Genomic DNA, 12,401 nt, shown 5'->3' with positions numbered 1-12,401 from the left:
TACGGACAGCCTAACGGCACCCGGCCCTCAGGTGTTCCCGCCGCTCCCCCGGTCGGGTCCGCTCGCCCGGCGCAGACCGCTGGCACGCACCACCTGGCGGCCGACCGCCGCCCGCACCGACTCCGCCGACCCCACGACCCGGACCCGCCGCCGGGCCCGCGTGACGGCCGTGTACAGCAGCTCCCGGGTGAGCAGCGGTGAGGACGCCGGCGGCAGCAGCACGGCCACCTCCTCGAACTGGCTGCCCTGGCTGCGGTGCACGGTCAGCGCATGCGCCGGGCCGACCGCGGAGAGCCGGGAGAGCGGCACGAGATCGGGACCGGTCCCCCGCAGGAAGGCCGCCCGCACGCCGTCGGGAGTCCGGACGACGACGCCCGTGTCGCCGTTCCACAGCTCGTTCTCGTGGTCGTTGGCGGTGACGAGCAGCGGCAGCCCCGGCGCCCACTCCCCCGGCATGGCGCCGGTGAGCCGGCCGATCCGGTCGTTCCACGCCGAGATGCCGAACGGGCCGTGCCGGTGCGCGCACAGCAGCCGGTGCCGGCCGAGCAGCGCGAGGCACTCCGCGGCGTCCCCGCGCTCGGCCGCCGCGCGCATCTCCCCGGCCACCGTGCCGATCCGCTCCTCCACCGCGCCGGTGCCGGCGTCGAGCGCGAGCCCCTCTCCCGTGTCGAGCAGGTCGAGGACGCGGTCGGCGTCCCCTGTGCGCACCGCCTCCGCCAGGCCGGCGATGGCGGGGCCGTAGCGCTGGGACACCCGCAGCCGGACGACGCCGTTGCGCAGCTGCCGGCGCGCCTCGTCGTCCAGGTCGGCGCCGTCGTCGGCCGCCTCCGCGGGCACCGTCGCCGCGGCATCCGGCGGCGCCGGGCGGTGGACCAGATCGCTGAGGACGGCGCCGGCGTCGACCGGCGTGAGCTGGTCGGGGTCGCCGACGAGCACGAGCCGCGTGGTCGGCCGGAGCGCCTCCAGCAGCCGCGCCATCATCGTCAGCGAGACCATCGACGACTCGTCCACGACCACCACGTCGAAGGGCAGCCGGTTGGTGGCGTCGTGCCGGAACCGGCTGCGACTGTCGGGCCGCCAGCCCAGCAGCCGGTGCAGCGTGGATGCGGTGAGGTCCAGCGGCAGGCCCACGGCGGCCGCCTGCTCCAGCACCGACTCCTGCAGCCGGGCGGCGGCCTTGCCGGTGGGCGCGGCCAGCGCGATGCGGGGCCGCGGGCCGGGCTGGTCGAGCAGCACCTTGAGCAGCCGGGCGACGGTGTGCGTCTTGCCGGTGCCCGGCCCGCCGGTGATCACGCTGACCCACCGGCCGGCGACCACGGCCGTCGCCAGCCGCTGCAGGTCCGGCGCGGCGCCGTCGAACAGCGCCGGCAGCGCGGTGAGGTCCACCGGTGGCGCCGGCCGGGCAGCGCGCTCGTCGAGCTCCCGGCGGACCAGCTGCTCCTGCTGCCAGTAGCGGTCCAGGTAGAGCAGGCCGTCGACCAGGCGCAGCGGCCGCCACGGGGCGTCGGCGCCGACGGCGACCACGGGGCTGTCGGTGAGCGCCGTCCAGTCCTGCGGCCAGACGAGGTCGACCGGAGGCGCGTCCTCGTCGGGTACCACCGACTCGGCGACGGTGGCCAGCTCCACGCACACCGAGCCGGCGCGCACACCGCGCACCGCCAGCGCCGCGGCCAGCAGCACGGTCTCCCGCTGCTCGCCGCCCAGCCGCGCGAGTCGCAGGGCGACGTGCACGTCGGCGGCCGTCAGCACACCGGCCTCGGCGAACTCCCGCAGCAGCCCCTCGACCCGGACCGGGATCACGGCCGTCCTGCCAGCAGGTCGGACAGCTCGGGCACCAGACCGGGCGGCGGGGTCCACGAGAACACCCCGGCCCCGGCGGGGGTTGCCGGGCCGGCCATGCCGCGCACGAACAGGTAGAGCACCGGCCCGAGATGCCGCTCGGGGTCGTAGCCGGGCAGCCGCCAGCGCAGGTAGCGGTGCAGCGCGACGCAGTAGAGCAGGGCCTGCAGCACGTAGTGGGCGCGCTGCATCTCCTCGGCCATCGCCGCGGGCCGGTAGTGCCACGTGCTGAGCGGCTCGGTGTCGAGCCGGTTGGTCTTGTAGTCGACGACGGCGAAGACCGGCCCGGGCAGCCGGAGGACGGCGTCGATGCTGCCGGTGAGGAAGCCGCGCAGCGCCTGCGGCTCGAGGCCGGCCAGCAGGTCCGCGTATCCGGCCAGGGGGCCCAGGTCGTACCGCCGGAGCAGCGCGACGACGTCGGCCAGCGTGGCGTGCGGCACGGCGGCGTCCCCGCCGGCCAGCGGGAGCTCGAAGTCCAGCTCGGCGAGCCGGTCGGTCGCCGCCACGGCGGACAGCGACAGCCCGAACTCGCCGAGCGGGGTGGTCAGCACCGGCCGCAGCCCGTCGGCGAGCGCCTCGGCCGCCACCCCGGGCACCAGGTGGCGGGCGACCGCGTCGGCGCACCGCTCGTCCAGGGCGGCCGGGTCGAGGTCCTCCAGGACGGCGTGCACCAGCGTGCCGAAGGCCGCGCCACCGGGCAGGGCGCTCAGCGGCGACGGCAGCGCGTCCGCGGGCGGTGCCTCCGGAACGGGCACCTCCGCATCGCGCTCGTCGTCGGTGACCGGTTCGTCGGGTTCGCTGGCCAGGTGCTGCTCGTGCGCCGCGTCGTGCGCGCTGCGGGTGAGCGCGCTGTAGGACGTGCGCCGCCAGTCGTCGTCGAGCGTGCGCGTGAACCGGCTGACCGAGAGCTCGGGCGCGGGCGGCGCCGGCGGCTCCCAGCGCGGTACCGGGCGCCGGGCCACCTCCGCGACCTCGATCCCCCCGCCCGACCGCGCGGCCAGCACGTCGAGGGCAGCCGCCACGTCGTCGTCACCGGGGGGCTGCACCCGTGCGGGCGGCTCGGCGCCCGCACCCGCCGCTCCGAACAGCAGCCGGTGCAGGGGTGCAGCGGTGGTGTTGCCGCTCGGCGCCCAGTGTGCGACCACCTGGCAGCGGGCCCGCGTCAGCGCCACGTAGAGCAGCCGGAGGTCCTCACCGGACTCCTCGGCCTCGTGCCGCGCTCGCGCCGGCGCGTACCCGGCGCCACCCGGTCCGCCGACGTCGAGCACCCGCCGCCCCTGCTCGTCGTGCAGCCGGAGCACCTGCGGCTCGTCGGGCACCCACCGGTCCCAGGCGAACGGCACGTAGACGACGGGGAACTCCAGCCCCTTGCTGACGTGCACGGTCATGACCTGGACCGCGGCGGCGTCGGACTCCAGGCGCCGGCTGCGCTCGTCGGCGCCTTCCACCGACGACTGGGCGATCCGCCGGCGCAGCCACTCCACCAGGGCGGTGAGCCCCAGCGACTCCCGCTGCGCGGCGGCGTGCAGCACCTGGCCGATGTGCCGCAGGTCGGTCAGCACCCGCTCGCCGTCCGGTCGCGCGAGCACCCGCTCGGGCAGGCCCTCCTCGGCGGTGAGCACCTCGAGGAAGGCGGCCACGCCGCGGTCGGCCAGCAGGTCCGCCCACCGGCGCAGTCGCGGGCCGAGCCGGTCGGCGAGCTCGTCGCCGGCCGCGTCGAGGGTCTGCTCGTCGTGGCCGAGGAAGACCGAGAGCGCAGCCGAGCGCACCCGCCCGGCCCGATGCGGCTGCTCCACGGCCTCCAGCAGCCGGAGCCACGACCGTGCGCTGGGGGTGGCGAAGACGCTGCCGCCGCCGGCGAACACCGCCGGCACCCGGCGCGGCCGAGGGTCTCCCGCACCAGGGAGCCCTGGGCGTTGGTGCGCACGAGCACCGCGACGTCGCCCGGCTGGACCGCCCGCCCCGCGTACTCGGCATCCCCCGACAGCAGGTCGACGATGTCCGCTGCGACGTCGCAGGCGACGGCGTCCCGCAGCCGGCCGACCGCCGGCACCCCCCGCCACAGCCGGCCGTGGCCGGTGCGCGGCAGCCGACGCAGCCGCAGCGGCGCGCCCGCACCGGTCAACCGCGACCGGCCGTGGGCCGCCTCGACCGGCCGCACGACGATGCGCTCGTGCCCGAGCGCCGCCCCGCCGAACACCAGGTCCAGTGCCTCGATCAGCGGGGCGTCGCTGCGCCAGTTGGTGCCCAGGGTCGCCTCGGTGGTCGCCTCCGCGGCCGCGGCCAGGTAGGTGGTCACGTCCCCGCCGCGGAAGGCGTAGATGGCCTGCTTCGGATCGCCGATCAGCACCAGCGTCGTGCGGCCGTGGAAGGCACGGTCGAGGATCTCCCACTGCACCGGGTCGGTGTCCTGGAACTCGTCGACCATGACCACGCGGTAGCGGGCGGCCACCCGCTCGCAGGCCGCGGCGCCCGAAGCCGGGTGCGCGAGGGCGTCGCGGAGCAACGACAGCCAGTCGTCGTAGTCCACCAGCCCGACCAGGCGCTTGCGCCGCTCCGCCTCGCGTCGGACCGCCTGCGCGGCGCGGCGCCGCCGGCCGGGGTCGCCGTCGTCCGACAGCGGCCACAGCTCCGCCTGCCGGTCGCTGCCCACGGCCTGCCGGCCGAGCTGGAGCAGCTCGGCATGGGTGAGGAACGGCGGATCGGGCGCGCCGGCGAAGGTGCGCAGGTACAGGTCGTCGACCACCTCCCGCACGAGGTCGTCGATGTCCTCGACGAAGGCGGCGGCGGGATCGGCGTCGGCGGCCATGCCGAGCCCGGCCAGCATCCGGGAGCAGAACGAGTGGGTGGTGGCGATCGTCGCCTCGTCGAAGCCGGCCAGCGCCCGGGCCAGCCGCTCCCGTCGTCGCTGCACCTCCTCCGGAGGCGCGTCCGCGAGCAGCTGCAGCACCGCGTCGCGCTCGTCCACCCGCGCTGCGGCCGGGTCCCGCAGGCCGCGCTCCGCGGAGACCAGCCGCTCGCGCACCCGGTCGCGCAGCTCGCGGGAGGCGGCGTTGCCGAAGGTGACCAGCATGATCTCGGAGAGGTCGGCCGCGCCCTCGGCCACGTAGCGGGCCGTGAGGGCGGCGATGGTGAAGGTCTTGCCGGTGCCGGCGCTGGCCTCCAGGACGGTGGTGCCCGTCGGCAGCGGGCCGCAGACGTCGAAGGCCTTCACGAGAACTGCTCCGCGGCCCGGACCGGCGCCCACAACCGGCAGGCCAGCGCGCCGAACCGGGTGGTCTCCCCCGCCCACCGCTCCCCGTCGCCGGGAACCGCGGCGAGCAGCCCGTCGAACGCCGGCCGGTCGCCCCACACGTGCTGGTGGGAGCGGTCGTCCCGCTCCCCGCCCGGGTCGCGGTTCCACTCCTTGCGCGCGGCGTCCAGTGCCTGCTCCGGGGAGTTGCCGCCCAGCCGCCCCCCGGCATAGGCCCAGGAGGTCTTCACCGGGAGCGGCAGCGGCTCGCACATCCCGCGGTCGTACAGGTCGACGAGGTCGGCCAGAGCCGTTCCCGGGTCGGCGGGGGCGGTGATCGTCGACGTCCGCGCCCGGCTGCCCGACCGGCCGACGGTGACCGCCCGGCCGGCGCCCTCGGCGGCCGCCAGCGCCAGGGCGAGCACCCACGCCCGCGCCCGGTGCTTGGCCGACAGGCTCGAGTAGGTGACGGTCACGACTGCGCCGTCGCGCACCCCGTTGACCGTGCCGGAGAGCTCCCGGCCACCCAGGTCCAGGCGGACGTCGACCGTGCGGGGGCTGGCTGCGACGACCGGCCGCCCGACCGCGACGAGTGCGTCCACCCGCCCACCGACCCGCTGCAGCACCTGCTCACCCAGCCCCCGCGGTGGCAGCGTGCCGCGCAGCCACTCCGCCCGCCGGGCCTCCTCGGGCGAGGCGCCCCGCAGCCCGGCGGCGAGCAGCCGCTCGCCCACCGCCCACTCCTGCAGGGGGTCGAGGGTGGCGGCCAGGGCGTCGTCCACCTCGTCGTCCTCGCCGGGCAGCGTGATCCGGAGCCGCTGCCGCAGGTAGGCCCGGACCGGGTGCTCGACGAACGCGACCAGGTCGTCCAGGGCCACCGGGCCGGTGCGCGGGCCGAGCGGCCGGCGGTCGGGCTCGGGGCGGCGCGGCTGCACGGAGCGCCGGGCACCGGCGAGGCTCACCGGGTCGAAGCTGGCCGGCCGGGCGCCGGTGAAGCAGCGGACGTCGTAGGGCTGCAGCGGGTGCCGGGTGACGACGCCGGACCGGGCGCCGGGCGCCATCGCGTCGAGCACGTCGAGCAGCTCCCCCAGCGGAACGGCGGGTGGGCGGAGCGCACCGCTGACCGGGTCGTTCCCGGTGTAGAGGACGACCACCCGTTCGCCCGCGGCCATCAGGGCGTCGAGCAGCAGTTGGCGGTCCTCGCTGCGCACGTCGCGCTCCCCCACGCAGGGATCGCGGGCCAGCACGTCGTCGCCGTCCATCCCCGCCGTCCGTGGGAAGACCCCGTCGTCCAGGCCCAGCAGCACGACGACGCGGTGCGGCACCGACCGCATCGGCACCAGGGTGCAGACGGTGAGGTTGCCGGTGCGGAAGTTGGCCCGGGTGGGCCGGCCGCGGAGCCGGTCGGCGAGCAGCGCGCGGACGTCCGCCAGCCGGATCGGCGCACCTCCGCCCTCCGCCGCGTCGGCGAGTTCGCGGCGGGCCTGGGCCAGCTGCCAGGCATCGGCGGGATCGGTCTCGGTGAGCGAGTCCAGCGCGGCCGCCAGCGTGCCGATCCAGTGGCCGGCCGGGTGCTCGCCGTCCAGCGCCTCGAGCACGTCGGCGAGCCGGTCGAGCAGTTCGGCGAGCCGCCCGGTGAGGTCGATGTCGCTGCTGTCGACGTCGTCGAGCGGCAGCGCCCGGTCCAGCCACACCGGCTCGTCCTCGGAGGTCGTCACCCCCAGCAGCAGCCGGTCCAGCCCCGCCTGCCAGGTGTTCTGGACGATGCGTTCCAGGCCGTAGGGCCGCCGGGTGCTGGGATCGACGCCCCACCGCACGCCGGACTGCGCGACCCAGCCACGGATGCGCTCCAGCTCCTCGTCGGTGAACCCGAACCGGCGCCGCACCCCCGGGGTGGCGGCCAGGTCGAGGACCTGGCTGGCGGTGACCCGGCCCTGCGCGAGATCGAGCAGGGCCGCGACGGTGTCGAGCAGCGGGTTCGTCGCACGCAGGCTCCGGTCGGCCAGCCGGACCCGCAGCGCGCCGCCGGGGTGGGGCAGGTCGGGGCCGAGACCGAACGTCGCCGACACCAGGGGCGCAAAGCTCTCCACGTCGGGGCACATGACCAGCACGTCGCGGGGTTCGAGGGTCGGATCGTCCTCGAACAGGCGCAGGAGCAACTCCCGCAGCACCTCCACCTGGCGGGCCGGGCCGTGGCAGGCGTGCACCCGCAGGCTGTCGTCGAGCTCGGCCGCGCCCGGTGCCACGTCGTCGCGCAGGTCAGCCTGCAGGCGGCCCAGCAGCGTCGCGGGGCGCGCGGCGTCCGGGTGGTGCTCGCCCTCGTGCGGGGGCAGGCGCAGCTGCAGCTCGCGGACGTCGCGCGCGAGGCTGCGCAGCAGCGGGTGGCGCGGCAGCGTCACGGTGTCGTCGTCGCGGCGTCGCCCGGCGGTCCGACCGTCCAGACGCCGCCACAGCACCGGGCTCGGGTGCGGCAACCAGAGGTGGACGTCGCGGTGCGCGGCGAGGGCGTCGAGGACCGCCAGGCCGTCGGCGGCCAGCCGGGTGGGCCCGAAGACGCTGATCCGGTCGGGTAGGGCGGACAGCGCCGGATCGGTGCGCAGGGCGGCGCAGTCGGCCGCCAGCCGCTCGGCCGGGCTGGCGCCGAGGCGGTCGCGCAGCGTGCGCCACAGCTCCGCCTGCCACGTCAGGTCGGCCGGCAACGAGCCCTGCCCGTCGGTGTCCCGGCCCGAGGCCCAGTCCCGCAGCATCTGCGGGCGGTGCGCCCCGTAGGAGCGGAACAACCCGGCCAGGCGCGCGGCGGCGGCCCAGCGGCGACCGCGACGGTGGTCGTCGTCGCCGTGCCCGAGGTGCTGGGCGAGCACCGCGCACCACGGCTCGCCGAGGGATGCGTCGATGACCTCGAGCAGCGGCCAGACGGGGTCGGCCCAGGGATCATCACGGAGACCCGCCCCGCGAGCGGCGGTCAGCGCCTCGTCGACCAGCCGGCCGACCGGGGGGAACAGGATGCCGGAGCAGACGCCGTCGCCGGCCGCTCCCGCGCCGAGCGCGGTCGAGAGGCGCTGCGCGAGCCACCGCTCCACGCCCTTCGCCGGTACCGCGACGACCTCGGCCGCGAACGGGTCGGCGAGCGGCCTCGCCAGCACGTCCGCCAGACCGTCGGCGAGACGTGCCGTCCGTTCGGCTCGGTGGATGTGCAGCACCCGGCCTGTCTACCGGACGCCGGTGACAGAACCGCGCAGCGGACGGAGCCGGGCGCCGGCGGCGCTCAGATCCAGTCGCGGCGCTTGAAGACCAGGTACAGCGTGAGGCTCACCCCGGCCATCAGCACCAGCGCGAACGGGTAGCCCCACCACTCGTCGAGCTCGGGCATGTGGTCGAAGTTCATGCCGTAGACGCCGCCCACCAGACTGGGCGCGAACAGGATGGCCGCCCAGGCCGAGATCTTCTTGACCTCCTCGCCCTGGGCGATGCTCGTCTCGGTCAGCTCGCGGATCTCCTCGTTCTGCCGCTGCGCCACCAGGGTCGCGTTGACGGTGAGGATGTCGCGCAGCTGCAGCCGGAAGCCCTCGACCCGCTCGTTCACCTGCACCACGTGGTCGGCGACGTCGCGCAGGTAGCTGCGGAGTTCCTCGTCGACGCCGTACTTGTCGAAGCCCGCGGTGATCGCCGCCAGGATCCCGGTCAGGGGCCGCGCGGCCCGCTGGAACTCCAGCACCTCCTGCGACAGCTCGTAGATGCGCCGGGAGACGCCCGGGTCGCCACCGAAGACCTGGGTCTCGATCTCGTCGATGTCGTTGGCCAGCCCGTCGACCACCGGCCGGTACCCGTCGACGACCGCATCCAGCGTCGCGTAGAGCACGGCCTCGCTGCCCTTGGCCAGCAGCGCCGGGTCGCTCTCCAGCCGGCGGCGCACCCGGGAGAGGTCGGGCGACTCGCTGTGCCGGACGGTGATGGCGAAGTCCGTCCCGAGGAACAGGTGGAGCTCGCCGAACTCGACCTCCTCGGCCGCGTCCAGGTACCGCGCCGCCTTGAGGACGACGAAGAGCGTGCTGCCGTAGCGCTCGAACTTCGGCCGCTGGTGGGCCTTGATCGCGTCCTCGACCGCCAGCTCGGGCAGGTCGAACAGCTCCGCCACCGATCCCAGATCGCCGGGCTCCGGCCGGTAGAGCCCCAGCCACGCCAGCCGGCCCTCGCCCTCGGTCAGCTCCCGCCGGCTCTCCTCCGCCGATCCCGGGGTCGCCACCCGGCGGCCGTCGGAGTAGACGGCGTTGTCGATGATCCGGGAGGGCCGCTCGGGTGCCGGTTCGACCGGGCGGCGGGCAGGCGCGAACGGCTCGGCCCGCGGGCGGCGGGTGAGGGTGGAGAGGGCGGTCAACGGCGCGAGACGGCGCTCGGACATGACGGGCTCCCGGGGCGAGGGGACGGCGGTGGACACCGGAGCGGTCCTCGCACGCCCGAGCCGGGTCTCGGCCCCTGGAGGTCCCGCCGCGAGATGTGAGCGGCGGGGGGCAGGGGAACCTTCGTCAGGCGGTGAGGACCTCGGGATCGGTACTCGGAGGCTCGCTGCGCACCGCGTCCTCCTCCCGGTCCGGCCGCCACCTCGCGCCACGGCCGTCGTCCATGGTCGCACGCTGCTCGCCCTGCCCCAGGGGTGTCGTCGCCCACAGGGGTGAGGCCGAGCGGGGACCTAATACCCCGGCCGCCAACGTTCCCCCTGCCGATGCGGCGCGGGCAGCGGCCCTGGGGTGTCCCTGAGCGGCCCCTTCCGGCAGCCGAACAGTGTGCGCGGACGGGCAGTTTCAGGATTGAGAACTGCCCGTTTGCGCACATCGTTCCGTCGGCGCCCGTCACCAACCTCCGTGGTCAGTACACCTAGCCGGCGACCTCGCCGGCAGGGGGCGGGACCTCCAGTGCGACGAGGAACCGCGACACCATGGCGTAGCCCGCGACGGTGGCCACGAGCTCGACGACCTGGCGGTCGTCGAGGTGCTCGCGCAGCGCGGCGAACACGGCATCGGGAACAGCCACCGTGCGGGTGGAGGCATCGGCGAACACGAGGACGGCGGACTGCATCGCGGACCAGGCGTCCCCGGCCGGGTCCGTCCGGCGCAGCAGCTCGAGCTGGACGTCGGTGAGACCGGCCCGCCGGCCGATCGGCTCGTGGGCCGCCCACTCGAAGTCGGCGTCGTTCAGGACCGCCACCCGGAGGATGACCAGCTCCCGGAGGTCGCCGGGCAGCGTCGAGGAGCGCAGCGCGCCGAGGAGCGCGTTCCACCCCTCGGCCACGGGCGGGCTGTGCAGCAGCAGCCGGTCGAGTGCGCTGAGCCGCCCGCCGCGCCGAGCGCGCATGAGGTCGGCGACGGCGCCGTCCTCGGCGGCCAGCGGCAGGCGCGGGGTGCCGTTGTCGGTCATCGCGAGGTCAGCGACCGAAGATGCCCTGGCCGAACGCGCCGTTCGCGGTGATGGCGCGGGACAGCCCCTTGCCCAGCTCGACGACCCGCGCCGTCTTCTCCGCGCCCAGGGACAGCCACGGGTCGGCGGCCAGCGCGTCGGTCTGCATCTCGATCCGCGCGCGCAGTTCGGCGCCCTCCTCGGTCAGCCCGGCGTCGTCGAGCAGCCCGCGGTCGGCCAGCGCGGCACACGCTGCCTCCCACTGCTCGTCCTTCCAGCCGCGGGTCGCCTTGGCCGCGGCCACGGTGAAGCCGCGGCCGGTGGCGCAGTGGGTGACCAGCGCCTCGATACCGGTGAGCCCGGCGTGCACCAGGACGGCGACGTGCCCGTCGCCCCGGTGCTCGCGCAGCAGCGACGCGCCGTGCCACACGGCCAGCAGCGGCTCCTCCGGCCACGCCAGATCGGCGTGACCGGCGTAGATCGGGCGGCCCTCCGCGCTGAGACCGGCGCAGGCCTCCCGCAGCAGCCCGGCCAGCTCCGCGACCTCGGAGGAGGCGGCCGCCTCCTCGCCCAGCAGCCGGGTGAGGGACGCGCGGGCGGCGGCGAGGCGGGCGGCGAGCACCTGCTCCGGCGTGGCCAGCGTCCAGGCCCGCGGGATCATGTGCGCGACCAGCGAGGGCGCGAAGTTGTAGAAGGTCGCGGTCACCACCCCCGCACCGACGGCGCCCATCGGGGCGGCGCGGCCGGCGAAGTACGCCATCCGACCAGGACGCAGCCCCAGCGCGCTGAGGTACTCGTCCTGCTCCGGCGCGAAGTACAGCTGCGAGTGCAGCGGGTCGATCGCGCGGTGGGCGCGGCCGACGAGGGCGGGATCGAACGCGGGCGCGGGCTGATCGACGCTGACCATGGCCGGACCCTAGCGACTCGTCATGGGCGACCGCGCCACCGACCACGCGACGCTCGTGCGCACCGCGCCGAACCCGAGGCGCTCGTAGAGCCGCAGCGCCCCGGTGACGTTGTCGCTGTCGACGTCGAGAGCCGAGGTGCGGCACCCGTCCGCGGCGGCCTTCCGCAGCGCCTCGAAGATGGTCGCCGCCGCGATCCCACGGCCCCGGGCCACCGGCAGGACGCCGATCTGGCCGAGCACCACCTCGCGGTAACCGCGCGCCCGCGTGTCGGACTCGTAGACGTAGGCGAGGACGTAGCCGAGGACGGCGCCGTCGGCCACGGCCAGCACCGACAGGTCCGGCCGGAACGAGCGCTGCCCGGTGAACAGCGCCTGCCACGACGCCGCGTCGCGCTCGCTCGACCCGTGGTGCGCGGTGAACGACGCGTTGTGCGCGTGCCGGACCTCCTCGTCGCGGTCCGACGTGAACGGCACCAGCTCCACACCCGGGACCGGATCCAGTGCGGGCAGGTCGGTGAGCTGCCGCTCCATCACGCGGTACCAGCGCTCGGCCGCCAGCCCCCGGCGCTCGACCAGCCGCTCGAGCTGCGGCTGGGTGCCGAGCACGCGCGCCACCAGACGGGCCGGGGCCTCGGGGTGCCGTTCGGCGTGCACCTCCGCGCCGCGGGCCAGCTCCCAGTCCAGCAGCGCGGCGCCGATGCCGTGACCGCGGTGATCCGGGTGCACCCGGCCGTCGAGGTTGATCCGGAAGACGTCGCGGAACGTGGCGCTGGCGAAGACGATGGCGTACCCGGCCAGGGTGCCGCCGGCGTCGAGGACGGCGACCCCGTCTCGGGCCGGGTCGACGCCCCACCCGGTCCACTCGTCGGCGACGTCATCGGCGTCCGGGTACTCGCCGGTGTCGTCGACCTGCTCGGCGGCAGCGAGCAGGGCGGCGACGGCAGCGACGTCGTCGGCGGTGAGCGGGCGCCCGGTGAGACCCTCGGGCAGCGCGAGGAGATCGGCCACGGGCGCCGAGGCTAGAGAAACGCC

8 protein-coding genes are annotated in these 12,401 nt (G+C 76.0%); all 8 read right to left on the bottom strand.

Annotated elements, in window-relative coordinates; genetic code table 11:
• Positions 1-27 precede the first annotated feature (27 nt).
• The 8 genes from recD to BLASA_RS04695 all read right to left on the bottom strand — a co-directional run bounded on the left by recD (position 28) and on the right by BLASA_RS04695 (position 12,377).
• Positions 28-1,800: an exodeoxyribonuclease V subunit alpha gene (recD, locus tag BLASA_RS04725; protein ID WP_014374886.1), complete on the bottom strand. Its 1,773-nt coding sequence runs from the start codon at positions 1,798-1,800 to the stop codon at positions 28-30.
• On the bottom strand, positions 1,797-3,287 hold the full coding sequence (locus BLASA_RS25785; protein ID WP_269446700.1) for a 3'-5' exonuclease: 1,491 nt from the start codon (positions 3,285-3,287) through the stop codon (positions 1,797-1,799). The genes recD and BLASA_RS25785 overlap by 4 nt, the downstream gene beginning before the upstream one ends.
• A gap of 107 nt (positions 3,288-3,394) precedes the next feature.
• Positions 3,395-5,053: a UvrD-helicase domain-containing protein gene (locus BLASA_RS25780; protein WP_014374884.1), complete on the bottom strand. Its 1,659-nt coding sequence runs from the start codon at positions 5,051-5,053 to the stop codon at positions 3,395-3,397.
• Positions 5,050-8,271 carry an exodeoxyribonuclease V subunit gamma gene (gene recC, locus BLASA_RS04715; RefSeq protein WP_014374883.1) on the bottom strand — a complete coding sequence of 1,074 codons (3,222 nt, stop codon included), beginning with the start codon at positions 8,269-8,271 and terminating at the stop codon, positions 5,050-5,052. The genes BLASA_RS25780 and recC overlap by 4 nt, the downstream gene beginning before the upstream one ends.
• A 65-nt stretch (positions 8,272-8,336) precedes the next feature.
• The gene (locus tag BLASA_RS04710; RefSeq protein WP_041776126.1) at positions 8,337-9,470 is read right to left on the bottom strand and encodes a magnesium and cobalt transport protein CorA; all 1,134 of its coding nucleotides are present in this window, start codon (positions 9,468-9,470) and stop codon (positions 8,337-8,339) included.
• A gap of 473 nt (positions 9,471-9,943) precedes the next feature.
• The gene (locus BLASA_RS04705) at positions 9,944-10,483 is read right to left on the bottom strand and encodes a carboxymuconolactone decarboxylase family protein (RefSeq protein WP_014374879.1); all 540 of its coding nucleotides are present in this window, start codon (positions 10,481-10,483) and stop codon (positions 9,944-9,946) included.
• Positions 10,484-10,490: 7 nt separating this feature from the next.
• Positions 10,491-11,369, bottom strand: coding sequence for an SCO6745 family protein (locus BLASA_RS04700; protein WP_014374878.1), 879 nt, complete (start codon positions 11,367-11,369; stop codon positions 10,491-10,493).
• Between the two features lie 9 nt (positions 11,370-11,378).
• The gene (locus BLASA_RS04695) at positions 11,379-12,377 is read right to left on the bottom strand and encodes a GNAT family N-acetyltransferase (protein ID WP_014374877.1); all 999 of its coding nucleotides are present in this window, start codon (positions 12,375-12,377) and stop codon (positions 11,379-11,381) included.
• Positions 12,378-12,401: the final 24 nt, after the last annotated feature.

Source organism: Blastococcus saxobsidens DD2, assembly GCF_000284015.1.
GTDB lineage: Bacteria > Actinomycetota > Actinomycetes > Mycobacteriales > Geodermatophilaceae > Blastococcus > Blastococcus saxobsidens_A.
Note: the sequence above shows the minus strand (reverse complement) of the source record. Positions and strands in the feature narration are given on the sequence as shown.